The following is a 17,774-nucleotide window of genomic DNA, read 5'->3' as shown; positions in this document are numbered from 1 at the left end:
ATCCAGGCTATTTCCAACCCAGCATCACCGAGTATCAAGGCTTTTACACAGAGCCTAGATATGCTTCTCCGACACAGGTATCACTCGTTTTTCCTTCACCGCCTTGTAGGAAAAGCTCGAATAAATTTCCTTCACTCCCGGCAGACGCTGAAGCACCTCACGGGCAAATTCTCCGAAGGCCTCTAAGTCCTTGGCCACGATTTCCAGCAGAAAATCGTACCGCCCGGAAATGTTATGGCAGGCCACAATCTCGGGTATCTCCATCAGCCGCTGCTCGAACGCCAGCGCCATGGGCTTGGTGTGGGAGTCCATCATGATGCTGACGAAGGCAGTTACTCCGAACCCTAGCGACTTGGGTGAAAGTGTGGCCCGGTAGCCAGTGATATAACCGTTCTCTTCCAGCAGCTTGACCCTGCGCCAGCAGGGCGAAGTGGTCAGCGATACCAGGTCCGCAAGCTCGGCGACGGTGAGGCGGGCATTATTCTGCAAGGCCGCGAGCAGTGCGCGGTCGATGCGGTCCAAGGGTGCAGGCATGCTTTGCCCTCAAGTATTCACGGTTCTTGTTTTTGTTCCAAAGCAGCGCTGATGGGCTGGTCATTTTGGAAAAATTCTCGGGTTGCAGTGGCATAAGCTTAGATCAAACCAACAAGAGGCTGTTGCCATGCGCGACTCCCGTCACGACAACGGTTTTTCAACGCGTGCCATCCATCACGGCTACGACCCGCTCGCGCACGGCGGCGCACTGGTACCACCGATCTACCAAACCGCTACCTATGCCTTTCCCACCGTCGAATACGGCGCGGCGTGCTTTGCCGGTGAACAGGCCGGACATTTCTACAGCCGTATCTCCAACCCCACGCTGAATTTGCTCGAAGCGCGCATGGCTTCGCTTGAAGGCGGGGAGGCGGGCCTTGCGCTGGCATCGGGGATGGGCGCCATCACGTCCACGCTCTGGACCTTGCTGCGCCCGGGCGATGAGTTGATCGTCGGGCAGACCGTGTATGGGTGCACCTTTGCCTTCATGCACCATGGCATCGGGGCGTTTGGCGTGACCATCCGCCACGTCGACCTCAACGATGCCGATGCGCTGCGCGCTGCGCTCAGTGACAAGACGCGCATGATCTACTTCGAGACCCCCGCCAACCCGACCATGCGGCTGATCGACATTGCCGCTGTGGCCGAAGCGGTACGCAGCCGCGATGTGCTGGTGGTAGTCGACAACACCTACTGCACGCCTTACCTGCAACGGCCGCTGGAACTGGGCGCTGATCTGGTCGTGCATTCGGCCACCAAGTACCTCAGCGGCCATGGCGATATCACCGCTGGCCTGGTGGTGGGCCGCCAGGCACTGGTCGATCGCATTCGTCTGCAAGGGCTCAAGGACATGACCGGGGCGGTGTTGTCACCCCAGGACGCCATGCTGCTGATGCGCGGCATCAAGACCCTTGCCCTGCGCATGGACCGGCATTGCGCGAACGCCCAACAGGTCGCCGACTACCTGTCGCGTCAGCCGCAGGTGGAGTTGATTCACTACCCAGGCTTGCCGTCGTTTGCGCAGCACGACTTGGCCAAGCGGCAAATGCGCCTGCCCGGCGGCATGATCGCCTTCGAACTCAAGGGCGGCCTTGGCGCCGGACGCCGCTTCATGAATGCGCTGGGCCTGTTCGCGCGCGCTGTGAGCCTGGGTGATGCTGAGTCGTTGGCCCAGCACCCGGCAAGCATGACCCACTCAAGCTATACGCCCGACGAGCGGGCGCAGCACGGTATCTCCGAGGGGCTTGTGCGTCTATCGGTAGGGCTTGAGGATGTCGAGGACCTGCTGGCAGACGTACGCCAGGCGTTGCGCGCTGGCGCATGAGGTGGGGTCGAGCAAGCGCGACTGCGGGGGAAGCCTGGATTGACGGTGATCGTGCATTGAAAAGGCCTCTTTCGAGGCCTTTTCAATGTCAGTGCTTCAGACCATAGCTCTCGTCGAGCATGCCCGGTGAGTTGGGCGTTTTCGGTGCATAGTCGCGCGGCACTTCGGCGGTGTCTCTGGGCGGCGTCAGGCGACTGTGCGGACCGTGGGAGCTTTCCGAGTGCAGCGCTGCCAGCAGGCGTTGACGCGTCACTTCGTCCAGGGCCAGGTTGTTGGCGCCGTCGGCCAGATGATCCTGGACATCCTGATAGCTCTGGTTGAGCTTTTTGATCAGTACGGCGGTGCTGTTGAAGTGCGTCACCACCTGGTTCTGGTAGCTGTCGAAACGCTGTTGGATGTCATCGAGCTGGCGCTGGCTGCTGCTGGGCGCAGCGTTGGGCAACAGGCGCGCCACGACGAAACCGACGACCACACCGATGACCAGGGCCAGGGTAGGCAACAACCAAACAAGGAGCGAGAGTTCCACGAGTCCTTCCTCTATAAACGGCTTTGCTTTACGTTAACGGCTCAGACCTGCGCTGTATACCGCGAGCGATCGCAAATCAGAACAGAATTCCTCACCTAGACGAATCGACCTCCCCCAAGGTCACGGAGTAGTGCCTTGCTTGTCCGCGAAACCCCTCTGTTCATCGACGGCCCCAGTGGCCCGCTCGAAGCCCTCTACCTGGACGTGGCAGACGCCCGTGGCGCCGTGCTGATCTGTCACCCCAACCCGGTCCAGGGCGGCACCATGCTCAACAAGGTGGTTTCGACATTGCAACGCACGGCCCGGGATACCGGGTATGTGACCCTGCGTTTCAACTACCGCGGCGTCGGGCAGAGTGCCGGCAGCCATGACATGGGACAAGGCGAGGTGGCTGATGCTCAAGCCGCTGCCGCCTGGCTGCGGGCGGCGCATCCCGGGCTGCCCTTGGTGCTGATGGGCTTTTCCTTCGGCGGCTTCGTGGCGACCGCCCTGGCTGGCCGCCTGGAAGTCGAAGGCGTTGCCTTGCAGCATCTGTTCATGATCGCCCCGGCCGTCATGCGCCTGACCGAGCAATTCCCCGTGCCGCAACGGTGCCCGGTGACCCTGGTGCAACCCGATGCCGACGAAGTCGTTGCACCGACGCTGGTTTACGAGTGGTCCGACAGCCTGTCGCGCCCCCATGAGCTGCTGAAAGTGGCAGAATGCGGACACTTCTTCCATGGCAAGCTGACCGACCTCAAGGATCTGCTGCTGCCACGCCTTTCGAACTGAGCCAAGCCTGAATAAGCGAACACCCATGACCACGCGTATCCTTACCGGTATCACGACCACCGGCACTCCGCACCTGGGCAACTACGCCGGTGCCATCCGCCCGGCCATCCGAGCCAGCCAGCAGCCTGGCGTGGACTCGTTCTACTTCCTGGCCGACTACCACGCCCTGATCAAGTGCGACGACCCGCTGCGCATCCAGCGCTCGCGCCTGGAAATCGCCGCCACCTGGCTAGCCGGTGGCCTGGATCCGGACAAGGTGACCTTCTACCGCCAGTCCGACATTCCGGAAATCCCCGAGCTGACCTGGCTGCTGACCTGCGTTGCGGCCAAGGGCTTGCTCAACCGGGCCCATGCCTACAAGGCATCGGTGGACAAGAACGTCGAAAACGGCGAAGACCCGGACGCCGGCGTCACCATGGGCCTGTTCAGCTACCCGGTGCTGATGGCGGCGGACATCCTGATGTTCAACGCCAACAAGGTGCCGGTTGGCCGTGACCAGATCCAGCACGTGGAAATGGCCCGCGATATCGGCCAGCGCTTCAACCACCTGTTCGGCCAGGGCAATGAGTTCTTCGCACTGCCGGAAGCGGTCATCGAGGAAAGCGTGGCTACCTTGCCCGGCCTGGATGGGCGCAAGATGTCCAAGAGCTATGACAACACCATCCCGTTGTTCACCAGCGCCAAGGACATGAAGGATGCCATTTCGCGCATCGTGACGGACTCGCGCGCGCCGGGTGAAGCCAAGAACCCGGACGACGCGCACCTGTTCACGCTGTTCCAGGCCTTCTCCACGCCTGCACAGTGCGCCGAGTTCCGAGCCGAGCTAGAGCAGGGCCTGGGTTGGGGCGAAGCCAAGCAGCGCCTGTTCCAGCTGCTCGATGGCCAGTTGGCGGAAAAGCGCGACTATTACCATCAGCTGATCGCGCGGCCTGCGGACCTGGAGGACATCCTCCTGGCAGGCGCGGCCAAGGCGCGCACCATCGCCACGCCGTTCCTGGAACAGTTGCGCGAGGCCGTTGGCCTGCGTTCGTTCCGCAGCAGCGTGCAGACCACGGCGAACGTCAAGAAGAAGGTCGCCAAGAGCGCGCGCTTCGTCAGCTTCCGGGACGAAGACGGCAGCTTCCGCTTCCGCTTGTTGGCTGCCGATGGCGAGCAACTGCTGTTGTCCCGCAGCTTTGCCGATGGCAAGAGCGCCGGTGCCGCAAGCAAGCAGTTGCAGCAAGGCGATGGGGTCGATATCCGCGCCGAGGGGCTGGGCTTTGGTGTGTGGCTCAAGGGTGAGCCGGTTGCCGACGGTGCCTCGTTCGACAGCGAACAAGCCCGTGATGCAGCCATCGAGCGTCTTCGTGCAGCGCTTGAGCCGCAACAGGACTGATCGACGGACGGAATGTGCCCGCCCTCTGGCCTGATGATCAGGGCACTATCATCGGGCTCTGGTTACCGGTATGGGGCATATTGACGCAAGTCGCATTGCCATTAGGCGGGCCGCTCGCTACAGTGACGGCCCGTTTTTTGTTGCCTCGCTAACGAATCATGACTCCCCTAGAACGCTATCAAGCAGATCTGAAACGTCCCGATTTCTTTCATGACGCGGCGCAGGAAACTGCGGTGCGTCACCTGCAGCGCCTGTACGACGACCTGGTGCAGGCCCAGAACAACAAGCCGGGTGTATTCGGCAAGTTGTTCGGCAAGAAGGAGCAGACCCCGGTCAAGGGCCTGTACTTCTGGGGCGGGGTAGGGCGAGGCAAGACTTACCTGGTCGACACCTTCTTCGAAGCGCTGCCGTTCAAGCAGAAGATGCGCACGCACTTCCACCGCTTCATGAAGCGTGTCCACGAAGAGATGAAAACCCTCAAGGGCGAGAAGAACCCCCTGACCATCATTGCCAAGCGCTTCAGCGATGAGGCCAAGGTGATCTGCTTCGACGAATTCTTCGTCTCGGACATCACCGACGCCATGATCCTGGGCACCCTGATGGAGGAGCTGTTCAAGAACGGTGTTTCCCTGGTGGCCACTTCCAACATCGTGCCGGACGGCCTCTACAAGGATGGCCTGCAACGTGCACGCTTCCTGCCGGCCATCGCCATGATCAAGCAGTACACCGATGTGGTGAACGTCGACAGCGGTGTCGATTATCGCCTGCGCCACCTTGAGCAGGCCGAACTGTTCCATCACCCGCTCGACGAGGCGGCGCAGCAGAGCATGCGTGCCAGCTTCAAGGCGCTGACGCCCGAGTGCACCGCAGCGGTCGAGAACGACGTGCTGATGATCGAGAACCGTCCCATTCAGGCGCTGCGCACTTGCGACGATGTGGCCTGGTTCGACTTCCGCGCCTTGTGTGATGGGCCGCGAAGCCAGAACGACTACATCGAACTGGGCAAGATCTTCCATGCGGTCCTGCTGAGCAACGTCGAGCAGATGGGCGTGGCAAGCGATGACATCGCGCGTCGCTTCATCAACATGGTCGACGAGTTCTATGACCGTAACGTCAAGCTGATCATCTCGGCCGAGGTGGAACTCAAGGACCTGTATACCGGTGGGCGCCTGAGCTTCGAGTTTCAGCGCACGCTGAGCCGACTGCTGGAAATGCAGTCTCACGAATTCCTGTCCCGCGCGCACAAGCCTTGAGACCCTGGGGCTGCCTGGCAGTCCACCGCCTGATTGCCGGCGGTGGGCTGTCAGGCAGCCCGATTGCGCTCAGGCTTCTTGCATAAACTGCTGGCGATACTGGTTCGGCGACAGGTCGGTGTGCTGGCGAAACAGCCGGGCAAAGAAGCTGGCATCGTCATAGCCCACCTCGTAACTGATGGTCTTGATGCTCTTGCGCGTGCTCGACAACAGTCCCTTGGCCGTCTCGATGCGCAAGCGTTGCAGGTAATGCAACGGCTTGTCCCCGGTCGCGCCCTGGAAGCGGCGCATGAAGTTGCGAATGCTCATGCCGTGGTTACGGGCCACGTCCTCGAAGCGGAACTTGTCTGCGAAGTGCTCTTCGAGCCAGTGCTGGATCTGCAAGATGATCAGGTCCTGGTGCAGCTTCTGGCCGCCAAAGCCCATGCGTCCCGGCGTGTAGTTGCGCTGCACTTCGTACAGAATGTCGCGCGAGACGGCCCGCGCAACATTGGCCCCGCAAAAGCGCTCGATCAGGTAGATGTACAGGTCGCAGGCCGATGTGGTGCCGCCGGCGCAGTACAGGTTGTCGGCGTCGGTCAGGTGTTTGTCCTGGGTCAGGCGTACTTGCGGGAAGCGCTCGGCAAAACTGTCGAAGAAGCGCCAGTACGTGGTCGCTTCCTTGCCGTCGAGCAGACCTGACTCGGCCAGCCAGAACACGCCACTGGCCTCTGCACACAGCACGGCGCCCCGGGCATGCTGTGCTTGCAGCCAGGGCAGCACCTGCGGATAACGTTGCAACAGGTTGTCAAAATCGTCCCAGAACGCCGGAAGAATAATCACGTCGGCATCATCCAGGCCGCCGTCCACCGGCAGCTGCACGTTGCTGAAGCTCTCGACCGGCAACCCGTCAGGGCTGACCAGGTGGATCTCGAACATGGGCTGCAAGCCCAGGCCTAACTGTTTGCCGTAGCGCAAGCTGGCCAGGTGAAAGAAGTCCTTGGCCTGCATCAAGGTCGAAGCGAATACCTTGTCAATGGCCAGGATGCTGACGCGCCGCAACGACGCGGAGGGTTGGGTAAACATCATTGTCATTGTTCTTATAGGATGGAGTGGTCAATCACTGGCTGGATCGTCTTATTTTTTACGGGTCGTGTCTAGCCTGGTAGATCGCGCCGCCCGCTGCACGGGTAAGCCGTGAAGCAAGCGGCGTTGGGTGCGTGCTCAGGGCGCGGGGTTGGGCTGGTCCTGATGAACGGCCTCGATGGCTGCCAGCAGCTCGTCATTGAGGGTGAGTTCGAGGCAGGCCAGGTTGCTGTCCAGTTGCTCGAGGCTGGTAGCGCCGATGATGTTGCTGGTCACGAATGGCTGACGGGTAACGAAGGCCAGGGCCATCTGCGCCGGATCGACACCGTGGTCCCGGGCCAGCTGTACATAACGTTCGCAAGCGGCCACCGTCTGTGGGTTGGAATAGCGGGCAAAGCGGCTGAACAGGGTCAGTCGCGCCTTCTCCGGGCGGGCGCCGCCTTCGTATTTGCCCGAGAGCATGCCAAAGGCCAAGGGCGAGTAAGCCAGCAGGCCGCACTGCTCCCGGATGGCGATTTCGGCAAGCCCCACCTCGAAGGTGCGATTGAGCAGGTTGTAGGGGTTCTGGATAGAGACGGCCCGAGGCCAGCCACGGCTTTCGGCCAGCTGCAGGAATTTCATGGTGCCCCAGGGGGTTTCGTTGGACAGCCCGATGTGGCGGATCTTGCCCGCGCGCACCTGCTCGTCGAGCACCTCCAGGGTTTCTTCCAGTGGCGTGAAATGGTCCTGGGCCAGATGCTGGTAGCCCAGCTTGCCGAAGAAGTTGGTGCTGCGTTCAGGCCAGTGCAGCTGGTAGAGGTCGATGCGATCGGTCTGCAGGCGCCGCAGGCTCTCTTCCAGTGCCGCGACGATGTGTTGCCGGTTGTGCCTGAGTTGACCGTCGCGGATATGGCTGATGCCATTGCCGGGGCCGGCCACCTTGCTGGCCAGTACCCAGTCGTCCCGATCGCCCTGGCGGGCGAACCAGTTACCGATGATGCGCTCGGTAGCGGCATAGGTTTCCGGCCGCGGGGGTACCGGATACATCTCGGCGGTATCGATGAAGTTGATGCCCGCGGCCTTGGCCCGGGCAATCTGTTCGAATGCCTGGGTCTGATCGTTCTGCTCGCCCCAGGTCATGGTGCCCAGACACAGCGCGCTGACTTGGAGGTCGGTGCGACCCAGCTGACGGTAGTCCATCGGTTGCTTGCTCCTTGGCTATGGTCATTCATCAAAGCAGGTTGATATTTTTCCCGCAATCTGGATAATTCAGCCCCTCTCCGCGTGGCGGAAGTGATGCACCATCACGCAGGAAGAACCCCGTCGAACATTGGCGTGCCTGACCCGAGCCCCCAAAAGCGTCAGCGTTCGGCTGCGCGCTTGCCCTTGGCAAGCTGTGCACTATCCAGTAAGATTCGCCGTCTATTTTTCGCTGGGCGGCCTCTGAGGCTTTAGAGAATGAAAACTTTTACTGCTAAACCGGAAACAGTAAAGCGCGAGTGGTTCGTAGTCGACGCCGCTGGCCAGACCCTGGGTCGTCTGGCTACCGAAATCGCTAGCCGTCTGCGTGGCAAACACAAGCCAGAATACACCCCTCACGTTGACACCGGCGACTACATCGTCGTCATCAACGCCGAGCAGGTTCGTGTGACAGGTGCCAAGTCTTCCGACAAAATGTACTACTCCCACTCCGGTTTCCCAGGTGGTATCAAGGAAATCAACTTCGAGAAGTTGATCGCCAAGGCCCCTGAGCGTGTTATCGAGACTGCGGTCAAAGGCATGCTGCCGAAGAACCCGCTGGGTCGCGACATGTACCGTAAGCTGAAAGTGTACGCGGGTGCTGCTCACCCACACACTGCTCAGCAGCCTCAAGAACTGAAGATCTAACGGGATAGTTCATTATGTCGGCGACTCAAAATTACGGCACTGGCCGTCGCAAGACCGCAACCGCTCGCGTATTCCTGCGTCCGGGTACTGGTAACATCTCCATCAACAACCGTTCTCTGGACGTGTTCTTCGGTCGCGAAACCGCTCGCATGGTTGTTCGCCAGCCACTCGAGCTGACCGAAAGCGTTGAGAAATTCGACATCTACGTCACCGTTTCCGGTGGTGGTGTCAGCGGTCAGGCCGGTGCGATCCGTCACGGTATCACCCGCGCCCTGATGGAATACGACGAAACCCTGCGTGGCGCTCTGCGTCGTGCTGGCTACGTCACCCGCGACGCTCGTGAAGTCGAGCGTAAGAAAGTGGGTCTGCGTAAAGCGCGTAAGCGTCCTCAGTACTCCAAGCGTTAATACCGCTTCGGCAGTCGAAAAAAGCCCGGTTCCTTGGAACCGGGCTTTTTTTTGCCTTGAATAATTTACCCGCTCGTCGGTGAGCGCCTTTCCCATAGACGTAGATCAAGCAAAGCGTGGGTAGTGGCCGTGCAGCCCGGTAATCACCTTGTCAGTGTGTGGTTTTGTTACTTACCATGGCGACCAATTTTTAGCGCCACAGACACAACGTAGGTACGAGCCTGGTTCAACAGGCCAAGCAAGCTGATGGGAGAGGACTGAATGAGCAATGACGGCGTCAACGCAGGCCGGCGCCGCTTCCTCGTAGCCGCGACATCCGTGGTCGGGGCAGCGGGAGCAGTGGGGGCTGCGGTACCGTTCGTGGGGTCATGGTTCCCCAGTGCCAAGGCGAAAGCTGCAGGCGCACCGGTAAAGGTCAACATCGCTAAGGTCGAGCCAGGGCAGCAGATGGTCGCAGAATGGCGAGGGCAGCCTGTGTTCATCGTGCGGCGAACGGCTGAGATCCTCGGCAACCTCAAGAAAATCACCGGCGAATTGTCAGACCCTGATTCCCAGGCATCGGACCAGCCGACCTACGTCGATCCGCAAGTACGCTCCATCAAGCCGGAGATCCTCGTGCTGGTTGGTCTGTGCACGCACCTGGGGTGCTCGCCCACCTTCCGCCCGGAAGTGGCCCCCGTCGACCTCGGTCCCAAATGGGTCGGAGGCTATTTCTGCCCGTGCCATGGTTCCCACTACGACATGGCAGGGCGAGTGTACAAGTCGCAGCCGGCACCGCTGAACCTGCCGGTGCCGCCCCATGCCTACGAGTCCGACGAGATCATCGTCATCGGTATCGACCAGGAGAACGCATGATGAGCAAGTTCATGGACTGGATCGACGCGCGTTTCCCTGCCACCAAGATGTGGGAAGACCACCTTAGCAAGTACTACGCGCCCAAGAACTTCAATTTCCTGTACTTCTTCGGCTCCCTGGCCTTGCTGGTGTTGGTCAACCAGATCGTCACCGGGGTCTGGCTGACGATGAGTTTCACGCCTTCGGCCGAAGAGGCCTTCGCCTCAGTCGAATACATCATGCGTGACGTGGAATACGGCTGGATCCTGCGCTACTTGCATTCGACGGGTGCGTCGGCCTTCTTCATCGTGGTCTACCTGCACATGTTCCGCGGCCTGTTGTATGGCTCCTACCAAAAGCCCAGGGAGCTGGTATGGCTGTTTGGCATGCTGATCTACCTGGCGCTGATGGCTGAAGCGTTCATGGGCTACCTGCTGCCATGGGGGCAGATGTCGTATTGGGGTGCCCAGGTGATCATCTCGTTGTTCGGGGCCATTCCCGTCATTGGTGATGACATCACCCAGTGGATTCGCGGCGACTACCTGATCTCGGGCATCACGCTCAACCGCTTCTTCGCCCTGCATGTAGTGGCATTGCCGATCGTCATCCTGGGCCTGGTGGTGCTGCATATCCTGGCCCTGCACGAAGTCGGCTCTAACAACCCCGATGGCATCGACATCAAGAAGCACAAGGACGAAAACGGTATCCCGCTGGACGGTATTCCGTTCCACCCGTACTACACCGTCAAGGATATCGTCGGGGTGGTCGTGTTCCTGTTCGTGTTCTGCGCCGTGGTGTTCTTCTTCCCGGAAATGGGCGGGTACTTCCTGGAAAAACCCAACTTCGAACAGGCCAACGCCTTCAAGACCCCCGAGCACATCGCGCCGGTGTGGTACTTCACGCCGTTCTACGCCATCTTGCGCGCCGTACCGGACAAGCTGATGGGCGTGATCGCCATGGGCGCAGCCATTGCCGTACTGTTCGTGCTGCCCTGGCTGGACCGCAGCCCGGTTCGCTCCATGCGCTACAAGGGCTGGATAAGCAAACTCTCCCTGCTGGTGTTCTGCGTCGCCTTCATCGTCCTCGGCGTGCTGGGGGTACTGGCGCCAACGCCTGGGCGTACCTTGCTGTCGCAGGTGTGCACGTTCCTGTACTTCGCCTACTTCCTGCTGATGCCGTTCTACACAAGGCTCGAGAAGACCAAACCGGTTCCGGAAAGGGTGACTGGCTGATGAAAAAGTTGATTGCTGTATTTCTCCTGGCAGTGATGCCTGCATTCGCCCTTGCTGCAGAGCATGGCGTGGAACTGGACAAGGTCGATATCGACTTGAGCGACAAGGCAGCGATGCAGGACGGTGCGCGCACGTTCGCCAACTACTGCATGGGGTGCCACAGTGCCAAGTTCCAGCGCTATGAGCGGGTGGCTGATGACCTGGGCATTCCCCACGACGTGATGCTTGAAAACCTGGTGTTCACCGGGGCCAAGATTGGCGACCACATGCAGATTGGCATGAAACCCAGCGATGCCAAGACCTGGTTCGGTGCCGCGCCACCCGACCTTACCCTGGTGGCACGGGTCAGAGGCGCCGACTGGCTGTACAGCTATCTGCGCAGTTTCTATGAAGACCCATCGCGGCCCTACGGTGTGAACAACAAGGTCTTCCCGAACGTCGGCATGCCGAACGTGCTGGTTGGCCTGCAGGGAAACCAGGTGATCGGCTGCAAGCAGGTGCAGACGGTGGTGGATGGCAAGAAACAATTTGACCCCTTGACCGGCACGCCGTTGACCCATGAAGCCTGCGATCAGCTGACCATCACGCCGAATTCCGGTACTCTGACCACCGAGCAGTTCGACGAGAAGGTCAAGAACCTGGTGACCTTCCTGGCCTATTCGGCCAACCCGGTCAAACTGGAAAGCCAGCGCATTGGTACCTACGTATTGCTGTACCTGGCTTTCTTCTTCGTATTCGCCTACTTGCTCAAGCGTGAATACTGGAAGGACGTGCACTGATCACGCAGTAACCTCTGGTTGTTGAACGCGCCTGTGGCGCACTGGTAGTTATGCCAGTGCGCCACAGGCGCGTTTTCATTTACAGTTTTACAAGCATCCCTCGAGAGGAGGCGCTACATGGGCGTAACCAATGGGTTAGCCTGCTATTCCGACCCTGCCGATCAATACTCGCATCGGGTTCGCCTTGTGTTGGCCGAAAAGGCCGTTGACGCGCACATCACCAACGTCGATACCGACAAGATTCCGCCGCGGCTCGCCGAACTGAACCCGTATGGCAGCGTGCCGACCTTGGTTGATCGGGATTTGGTCCTGTATGAGTCGTCGGTGATCATGGAGTACCTGGAGGAGCGCTATCCGCATCCTCCGCTGATGCCGGTCTATCCGGTGGGGCGTGGCAATAGCCGGTTACTGATGCACCGTATCCAGCGTGACTGGTGCAGCCTGGCTGATCAGATTCTCGACCCACGCACCGGTGAGGCTGCCCGTGCAGAGGCTCGCAAGGCGCTGCGCGAGAGCCTGACCGGTGTCTCGCCGCTGTTTGGCGAGTTCGCCTGTTTCATGAGCGATGAGCAAAGCCTGGTCGATTGCTGTCTACTGCCCATACTCTGGCGTCTGCCGATGATGGGTATCGAATTGCCGCGGCAAGCCAAGCCGCTGCTGGATTACATGGAGCGACAGTTCGCCCGGGAGTCATTCCAGGCAAGCCTGTCGTCCGTTGAACGCGAAATGCGCACGCTTTGAGGAGCTGTTGATGAACTCCAGTCGCCCCTATCTGGTTCGAGCACTGTACGAGTGGATCGTCGACAACGATTGCACACCCCATATGTTGGTCAATGCCGAGTACCCGAAAGTACAGGTGCCGGAAGGTTTTGCCAGTGATGGCCAGATCGTCCTGAATGTGTCGCCCAGCGCTGTGCGCAGTTTGCACATGGACAATGACGCCGTCAGCTTCGAAGGCCGTTTTGGCGGCGTGCCCCATTCGTTGTTCGTGCCCATTGGCGCGGTACTGGGTATTTATGCCCGCGAAAATGGTCAGGGCATGGTTTTCGAGTTGGAGTCTTCGATGATGGAGGACGAGGAAATCGAGGACGATCAGGAGCAGCCTGATGATGATGGGCCGCCAGAAGGCGGCGGGCAGCCACCGCGCCCGAGCGGTCGGCCAAGTTTGAAAGTGGTGAAATAAGAAAAGGCGATCCGCAAGGATCGCCTTTTTAGTACTGTCAATAGGCTAGGTGCGCGAGGGCCTGCGCGGCCTGGCGTGCTCAAGTGTTCAGTCGATGTACTCGAACAGTTTCACGATTTTTTGCACACCAGACACGCTTTGCACGACGGCAGTGGCGGCATTGGCCTCCTGCTGGGTGACGAGCCCCAACAAATACACGATGCCATTCTCGGTGATCACTTTGATCCGCGAGCTGGGTACTGCTGTATCGGCCAGCATCTGAGTCTTGATCTTGGTGGTCAACCACGCATCGTTGTTGCGCGCCAGGATGGAGGAGGGCTGCATGACCTGCAGTTCGTTATGCACCTTCTTGACGCGCTGGACTTGGCTGGCCGTCTGTTCGGCAAGGCTTTTGAGGTCGGCGCGTGGCGTCTGGCCAGCCAACAGAACGATGCCGTTGTAGCTGCTGACGACGATGTGCGAGCCCTTGTCGAGGTCCGGGCTTGCCTTGGCGATGTTCACCGATGCCTTGGTCTCGATCAGTGAATCGTCGATCTTGCTGCCAATGGTGCGAGTGCCTCGGTCGTCCTCGATGGGCGAATTACGAGCAGAGTTGAGTACCGAACTGCAGCCGGTGACGCTCAGGCACAAGGTCAAGGCCATGAGGCCAATGCGCATAGGGGTCATTCTTCACTCCCGAACAGTTGGCTGTCGATCAGATCGCACAGGCAATGGATCGCCAGCAGGTGGACTTCCTGGATGCGAGCGGTCACCGTCGAGGGTACCCGAATCTCGACGTCCTCTGGCAGCAATAGCGAGGCCATGCCCCCGCCGTCGCGGCCCGTCAATGCTACGACAATCATTTCGCGGTCATGTGCGGCCTGGATGGCCTGGATGACGTTGGCGGAATTGCCGCTGGTGGAGATGGCCAGCAGAACATCCCCGGGTTGGCCCAAGGCGCGGATCTGCTTGGAAAACACCTCGTTGTAACTGTAGTCGTTGGCAATCGAGGTCAGGGTCGAGCTGTCAGTGGTCAGCGCGATTGCTGGCAGGCTGGGGCGTTCGCGTTCGAAGCGGTTGAGCAGCTCCGAAGAGAAATGTTGCGCATCGCCGGCCGAGCCGCCGTTGCCGCACGCGAGCATCTTGCCCTCGTTGAGCAGTGCGTTGACCATGACCAGGCTGGCCTGCTCGATGTGCGGTGCCAGGATGTCCATTGCCTGTTGCTTGGTATCGATGCTGGCCTGGAACAGCCGGCGGATTCGGGATTGCATGTCCATCTGGTGACCTTAAATGGGGCGGAGGCCGTCGCGGCACGCGACGGTAATCAGCCCGCGAAACATAGAGCATAAAGAACGAAGTGGGTTCAGCATTCGAAGGCGTTTTTCAACCATTCGAGCGGCTTGCCAGCATGATGGCTGCCTTGAAGGGCGACCACGTCGAAGCGGCAAGGACAGTTGCCCCATTGAGGTTTCTGATGCAGGAACAGGCTGGCGGCAAGCACCAGCCGCTTCTGCTTGCGCTGATCGATACTGCCGAGGGCGCCACCGTAGTGCGCGTGCAACCGATAGCGGACTTCGACGAATACTACTGTATCGGCGTCGAGCATGACCAGATCAAGCTCGCCTCCTTTGCATCGCCAGTTGCGGTCAATCAGCTTCAGGCCATGCCCTTGAAGGTACTCAAGGGCATGGTTTTCCGCCGCTTGCCCAGCATGGCTTGGCGAGGCAGCGGTCATCAGCGGGGCGTATCAGGGAGGCGCTTGACCTGGCCGCCGGCGAACTCTGCCCACGGCAACTGACGCTCAACGCGCTGGCTGGCATTGATGCCGAGGTTGCCAGACAGGCCCTGGATACGGCTGTCCGGCAGGGCCTTGAGCTGACCGAGGCGCGGGGCCAGGGTGTAGGCGTCTACACCCATGGCATACAGGCGGCCCAGGCTGCCCGCCGCTTGCGGCCATTGCTGTACCACCTGCTGGCGGAGGCTGTTGCTGCTGTCGAGCAACCATGGGGTTTCACAGAAACGGATGCCGTTCATGTCGTTGTACTGGTTCACATCGCCGCTGGCGCTGTACAGGTTGGAAGTGGCATAGACTGGCACGTCACCTGCGTACTGGAAGTTCAGCGTCGGCTTGATCTGCTGCGCCTGCTGTGGGGTGGCTGCCAGGAACAGGAAGTCGATGTCTTGGCGACGTGCCGGCTGGGCAGCGATGCTGCCGCCCACGGTGCTTTGCACGCTCTTGGCGCGCCCTTCGCTTTGGCGCAGCTGGAACAGGTCGGCAATCTGCTGGGCCAGTGCCACGGGCTGGGCAATACGCTCTGCAGCCAGCAGGGTACCGCCGTTGCTCTCCCAATCCTGACGGAACGCGGCCAGGACACGATCGCCCCATTCACCGCTCGGCACCATGGCAACGGCGCGGACCATGCCGTCTGCGCGGGCCCTGCGGGACACCTCGCGGGCCTCGTCCTCGGCGGCAAGGCCGAACTGGAACAGTTGAGGCGGCGCCTTTTGACCCGCGTCGGCATAGTTCAGTGCCAGGGTGGTGATCGGAAGCTGCGGCTTGGCAGCCAATTGCTTGACCAGGGGTTTCTCCAATGGGCCAATGACAAGCTGCACGCCGTCGGCCTGCGCCTGTCGGTAGAAGTCGTCCAGCGACCCGATGCGGGAGCTGTCGACCATCTGCACGGACGGGGCGGGTTGCCCGGATTGCTGGGCCTGGAAGTGGGCGGCCATGAACCCGTCACGCAGCGCGCGCGCCACACCGGCCAATGGGCCTTCCTGGGGAAGTAGCAGGGCGATACGCGTCAGAGGCTGGCTAGCCAGCTCCTTGAGCTTGGTGAGGGCAGTGGGCAACTGTTTCGCGGCAGGATGATCCGGGTGCTGTTTGACCCAGTCGTCGATGGCTGCCTGTTGCTGCTCCAGGGTGCCGGCGCCCTTGACGGCCAGGGCGAGGCTGGACCAGCCCGCCAGGACCGGATCGTTGGCGGGCTGTTGCAGTTGCTCGGTCGACAGCGAGGCGACAAGTGACCAGATGGCATCGTGGTTGGCGCTGGCGGCTTGCCCGCTGAGCAGCGGTGCCAACAGCACACGCTGCTGGGCAGCGGCCATGGCCTGCCCGTCCGCCTCCAGAGCGGCGGCATGTACCGAATAGGTGCGCACCTGCTGTTGCGCAGGCAATTCGGGCACGTGCTGCAGGCTGGGATGCTGCAGCGCGCTCAAGGCAGCCTTGGGTTGGTTGCGGCTCATGGCAAGTTCGGCGGTCAGCGTGACGGCGAACACCTGCTGGGCGGGCTTGAGCGTGTCTACCTGGACTTGTTCGAGAATGCGTGCGGCGCGCGGGAAGTCCTTCTGCTGGTAGGCCATGTCTGCGGCGCTCAGGCGCAGCAGTGCGGCATCTTCGGCAGACTTGCTGGAGGTCGCCCGTTCGAGCAGTTGCTCGATGCTGGCATCCGGCGTACGGGGCAGCTCGCCAAGGCTGGATGAGGGCGAACTGGCGCAGGCTGCCAGCAGGGCAGCGAGACAGAAGGCTGTGAGCAGCCGCAGGCAGGCGATCATGTAATTGTCCTGTTACTCGATCAAGTTGGCTGGCGATTGTACCCAAGCGCTGGCCCGGGCGCGATGTCGCCGTGTGGAAGCTTCACTATAGGCCTGCTGTGGCGCAGCGGCGTTCAACTTCTTTGCGCGCTGTTGCGGGTGCTCGGGCTACAATGCCTGCTTTGATTTCAATGGCAGGTGCGTGCAGTGACTGATGTGGCCGGGGCTTCGACCGCCCCAGTGGGAACGCTTTATGTGGTGGCAACGCCTATCGGCAATCTTGATGACATGAGTGCCAGGGCGCTGAAGGTGCTGGCAAGCGTGTCACTGATCGCTGCCGAGGACACGCGCCATTCGATCCGCCTGCTGCAACACTTCGGCATCGACACACCACTGGCCGCCTGCCATGAACATAACGAGCGGGATGAGGGGGGGCGCTTTCTGACCCGGCTATTGGCCGGCGACGATGTGGCGCTGGTGTCTGACGCAGGCACACCGCTGATTTCGGACCCCGGTTATCACCTGGTCCGACAGGCTCGCGCTGCAGGTGTGCCCGTGGTGCCGGTGCCTGGCGCCTGTGCCTTGATCGCCGCACTGTCAGCGGCAGGCTTGCCTTCGGATCGCTTCATCTTCGAAGGTTTCCTGCCCGCCAAGACAGCGGGGCGCCGCGCCCGTCTGGAGCAGGTCAAGGAGGAGCCGCGTACCTTGATCTTCTATGAGGCGCCGCATCGCATCCTGGAGTGCCTGGACGACATGCAGGCGGTGTTTGGCGCAGACCGTCCAGCGGTGCTGGCGCGCGAAATCACCAAAACGTTTGAAACCCTCAAGGGCCTGCCTTTGTCCGAGCTCCATGCGTTCGTTGCCGGCGACAGCAATCAGCAGCGCGGCGAATGTGTGGTACTGGTAGGCGGCTGGAGCGCGCCGGAAGGCGAACAGGGTATCGGCACCGAAGCGCAGCGCGTACTTGACCTTCTGCTGGCCGAGCTTCCGCTCAAGCGGGCAGCGGCGCTGGCGTCGGAAATAACGGGCGTACGCAAGAACCTGCTGTATCAAGTTGCACTGGAAAAACAGAAAGTGCAGTAGTGGCTAATTGATATAAAAGGCGGTAGCGCTTG

The 17,774-nt window shown here is 60.8% G+C and carries 20 protein-coding genes; 12 read left to right on the top strand and 8 right to left on the bottom strand.

The features are described from left to right. Positions 1-54: 54 nt before the first annotated feature. A complete protein-coding gene (locus tag ACF8R3_RS21160; RefSeq protein WP_058637171.1) occupies positions 55-534 on the bottom strand; it encodes an Lrp/AsnC family transcriptional regulator in 480 nt (159 codons plus the stop codon). A 127-nt stretch (positions 535-661) separates the two neighbouring features. Between ACF8R3_RS21160 and ACF8R3_RS21155 the strand changes: the two genes are divergently transcribed. Next, entirely contained in the window at positions 662-1,858 is a 1,197-nt protein-coding gene (locus ACF8R3_RS21155; RefSeq protein ID WP_392516094.1) for a methionine gamma-lyase, read from the top strand. Between the two features lie 88 nt (positions 1,859-1,946). Here ACF8R3_RS21155 and ACF8R3_RS21150 read toward each other — a convergent pair whose 3' ends face one another. Further along, entirely contained in the window at positions 1,947-2,384 is a 438-nt protein-coding gene (locus tag ACF8R3_RS21150) for a ZapG family protein (protein ID WP_196185163.1), read from the bottom strand. A gap of 135 nt (positions 2,385-2,519) precedes the next feature. On the opposite strand from ACF8R3_RS21150, the gene ACF8R3_RS21145 reads away from it, so the two are divergent. The 3 genes from ACF8R3_RS21145 to zapE all read left to right on the top strand — a co-directional run bounded on the left by ACF8R3_RS21145 (position 2,520) and on the right by zapE (position 5,783). Beyond that, on the top strand, positions 2,520-3,155 hold the full coding sequence (locus tag ACF8R3_RS21145; protein WP_058637169.1) for an alpha/beta hydrolase: 636 nt from the start codon (positions 2,520-2,522) through the stop codon (positions 3,153-3,155). Between the two features lie 25 nt (positions 3,156-3,180). Beyond that, complete coding sequence (locus ACF8R3_RS21140) at positions 3,181-4,530, top strand: tryptophan--tRNA ligase (RefSeq protein ID WP_058637168.1); 1,350 nt, start codon at positions 3,181-3,183, stop codon at positions 4,528-4,530. 158 nt (positions 4,531-4,688) lie between these two features. Further along, positions 4,689-5,783 (top strand): cell division protein ZapE, encoded by a 1,095-nt coding sequence (zapE, locus tag ACF8R3_RS21135; protein WP_058637167.1) that lies wholly within the window; start codon positions 4,689-4,691, stop codon positions 5,781-5,783. 69 nt (positions 5,784-5,852) lie between these two features. Here the strand turns inward: zapE and ACF8R3_RS21130 are convergent, their stop codons facing one another. Next, positions 5,853-6,749: a GlxA family transcriptional regulator gene (locus ACF8R3_RS21130; protein WP_167338593.1), complete on the bottom strand. Its 897-nt coding sequence runs from the start codon at positions 6,747-6,749 to the stop codon at positions 5,853-5,855. A 237-nt stretch (positions 6,750-6,986) separates the two neighbouring features. Continuing rightward, the gene (locus ACF8R3_RS21125) at positions 6,987-8,027 is read right to left on the bottom strand and encodes an NADP(H)-dependent aldo-keto reductase (RefSeq protein ID WP_058637166.1); all 1,041 of its coding nucleotides are present in this window, start codon (positions 8,025-8,027) and stop codon (positions 6,987-6,989) included. Positions 8,028-8,285: 258 nt separating this feature from the next. Here ACF8R3_RS21125 and rplM point away from each other — a divergent pair, with 258 nt between their 5' ends. The 7 genes from rplM (at position 8,286) to ACF8R3_RS21090 (ending at position 13,149) form a co-directional block, all read left to right on the top strand. Continuing rightward, on the top strand, positions 8,286-8,714 hold the full coding sequence (gene rplM / locus ACF8R3_RS21120) for a 50S ribosomal protein L13 (RefSeq protein WP_003260798.1): 429 nt from the start codon (positions 8,286-8,288) through the stop codon (positions 8,712-8,714). A 14-nt stretch (positions 8,715-8,728) separates the two neighbouring features. Next, positions 8,729-9,121, top strand: a complete 393-nt coding sequence (rpsI, locus tag ACF8R3_RS21115) for a 30S ribosomal protein S9 (RefSeq protein WP_003251821.1) — start codon at positions 8,729-8,731, stop codon at positions 9,119-9,121. Positions 9,122-9,382: 261 nt separating this feature from the next. After that, positions 9,383-9,976, top strand: coding sequence for a ubiquinol-cytochrome c reductase iron-sulfur subunit (petA, locus tag ACF8R3_RS21110; protein WP_023534417.1), 594 nt, complete (start codon positions 9,383-9,385; stop codon positions 9,974-9,976). Further along, on the top strand, positions 9,976-11,187 hold the full coding sequence (locus ACF8R3_RS21105; protein ID WP_078478033.1) for a cytochrome bc complex cytochrome b subunit: 1,212 nt from the start codon (positions 9,976-9,978) through the stop codon (positions 11,185-11,187). The genes petA and ACF8R3_RS21105 overlap by 1 nt, the downstream gene beginning before the upstream one ends. Continuing rightward, complete coding sequence (locus ACF8R3_RS21100) at positions 11,187-11,966, top strand: cytochrome c1 (protein ID WP_058604943.1); 780 nt, start codon at positions 11,187-11,189, stop codon at positions 11,964-11,966. Before ACF8R3_RS21105 ends, ACF8R3_RS21100 begins: the two co-directional genes overlap by 1 nt. A 117-nt stretch (positions 11,967-12,083) precedes the next feature. After that, a complete protein-coding gene (locus tag ACF8R3_RS21095; RefSeq protein ID WP_078478034.1) occupies positions 12,084-12,707 on the top strand; it encodes a glutathione S-transferase N-terminal domain-containing protein in 624 nt (207 codons plus the stop codon). Between the two features lie 10 nt (positions 12,708-12,717). Next, complete coding sequence (locus ACF8R3_RS21090) at positions 12,718-13,149, top strand: ClpXP protease specificity-enhancing factor (protein WP_058604945.1); 432 nt, start codon at positions 12,718-12,720, stop codon at positions 13,147-13,149. Between the two features lie 87 nt (positions 13,150-13,236). On the opposite strand, the gene ACF8R3_RS21085 is transcribed toward ACF8R3_RS21090, so the two are convergent. From ACF8R3_RS21085 to ACF8R3_RS21070, 4 genes are all read right to left on the bottom strand, one after another. Then, positions 13,237-13,815: a BON domain-containing protein gene (locus ACF8R3_RS21085; protein ID WP_058604946.1), complete on the bottom strand. Its 579-nt coding sequence runs from the start codon at positions 13,813-13,815 to the stop codon at positions 13,237-13,239. After that, on the bottom strand, positions 13,812-14,405 hold the full coding sequence (locus tag ACF8R3_RS21080; RefSeq protein ID WP_012274070.1) for a phosphoheptose isomerase: 594 nt from the start codon (positions 14,403-14,405) through the stop codon (positions 13,812-13,814). The genes ACF8R3_RS21085 and ACF8R3_RS21080 overlap by 4 nt, the downstream gene beginning before the upstream one ends. 86 nt (positions 14,406-14,491) lie before the next feature. After that, entirely contained in the window at positions 14,492-14,863 is a 372-nt protein-coding gene (locus ACF8R3_RS21075; RefSeq protein WP_058604947.1) for a YraN family protein, read from the bottom strand. Next, positions 14,863-16,680 carry a penicillin-binding protein activator gene (locus tag ACF8R3_RS21070; RefSeq protein ID WP_078478035.1) on the bottom strand — a complete coding sequence of 606 codons (1,818 nt, stop codon included), beginning with the start codon at positions 16,678-16,680 and terminating at the stop codon, positions 14,863-14,865. Before ACF8R3_RS21070 ends, ACF8R3_RS21075 begins: the two co-directional genes overlap by 1 nt. A 186-nt stretch (positions 16,681-16,866) precedes the next feature. Between ACF8R3_RS21070 and rsmI the strand changes: the two genes are divergently transcribed. Beyond that, positions 16,867-17,742 carry a 16S rRNA (cytidine(1402)-2'-O)-methyltransferase gene (gene rsmI / locus ACF8R3_RS21065; protein ID WP_144964871.1) on the top strand — a complete coding sequence of 292 codons (876 nt, stop codon included), beginning with the start codon at positions 16,867-16,869 and terminating at the stop codon, positions 17,740-17,742. Positions 17,743-17,774 lie beyond the last annotated feature (32 nt).

It is taken from the genome of Pseudomonas sp. FYR_7 (genome assembly GCF_043106155.1).
GTDB lineage: Bacteria > Pseudomonadota > Gammaproteobacteria > Pseudomonadales > Pseudomonadaceae > Aquipseudomonas > Aquipseudomonas parafulva_B.
Note: the sequence above shows the minus strand (reverse complement) of the source record. Positions and strands in the feature narration are given on the sequence as shown.

Bases quoted from the DNA above. Each gene is read 5' to 3' on its own strand.
- ACF8R3_RS21160 (WP_058637171.1), bottom strand. From the start codon at position 534: ATGCCTGCACCCTTGGACCGCATCGACCGCGCACTGCTCGCGGCCTTG.
- ACF8R3_RS21105 (WP_078478033.1), top strand. From the start codon at position 9,976: ATGAGCAAGTTCATGGACTGGATCGACGCGCGTTTCCCTGCCACCAAG.
- ACF8R3_RS21090 (WP_058604945.1), top strand. From the start codon at position 12,718: ATGAACTCCAGTCGCCCCTATCTGGTTCGAGCACTGTACGAGTGGATC.
- ACF8R3_RS21095 (WP_078478034.1), top strand. From the start codon at position 12,084: ATGGGCGTAACCAATGGGTTAGCCTGCTATTCCGACCCTGCCGATCAA.
- ACF8R3_RS21125 (WP_058637166.1), bottom strand. From the start codon at position 8,027: ATGGACTACCGTCAGCTGGGTCGCACCGACCTCCAAGTCAGCGCGCTG.
- rplM (WP_003260798.1), top strand. From the start codon at position 8,286: ATGAAAACTTTTACTGCTAAACCGGAAACAGTAAAGCGCGAGTGGTTC.
- ACF8R3_RS21075 (WP_058604947.1), bottom strand. From the start codon at position 14,863: ATGACCGCTGCCTCGCCAAGCCATGCTGGGCAAGCGGCGGAAAACCAT.
- ACF8R3_RS21085 (WP_058604946.1), bottom strand. From the start codon at position 13,815: ATGACCCCTATGCGCATTGGCCTCATGGCCTTGACCTTGTGCCTGAGC.
- ACF8R3_RS21080 (WP_012274070.1), bottom strand. From the start codon at position 14,405: ATGGACATGCAATCCCGAATCCGCCGGCTGTTCCAGGCCAGCATCGAT.
- rpsI (WP_003251821.1), top strand. From the start codon at position 8,729: ATGTCGGCGACTCAAAATTACGGCACTGGCCGTCGCAAGACCGCAACC.
- ACF8R3_RS21140 (WP_058637168.1), top strand. From the start codon at position 3,181: ATGACCACGCGTATCCTTACCGGTATCACGACCACCGGCACTCCGCAC.
- ACF8R3_RS21155 (WP_392516094.1), top strand. From the start codon at position 662: ATGCGCGACTCCCGTCACGACAACGGTTTTTCAACGCGTGCCATCCAT.
- ACF8R3_RS21100 (WP_058604943.1), top strand. From the start codon at position 11,187: ATGAAAAAGTTGATTGCTGTATTTCTCCTGGCAGTGATGCCTGCATTC.
- ACF8R3_RS21070 (WP_078478035.1), bottom strand. From the start codon at position 16,680: ATGATCGCCTGCCTGCGGCTGCTCACAGCCTTCTGTCTCGCTGCCCTG.
- zapE (WP_058637167.1), top strand. From the start codon at position 4,689: ATGACTCCCCTAGAACGCTATCAAGCAGATCTGAAACGTCCCGATTTC.
- petA (WP_023534417.1), top strand. From the start codon at position 9,383: ATGAGCAATGACGGCGTCAACGCAGGCCGGCGCCGCTTCCTCGTAGCC.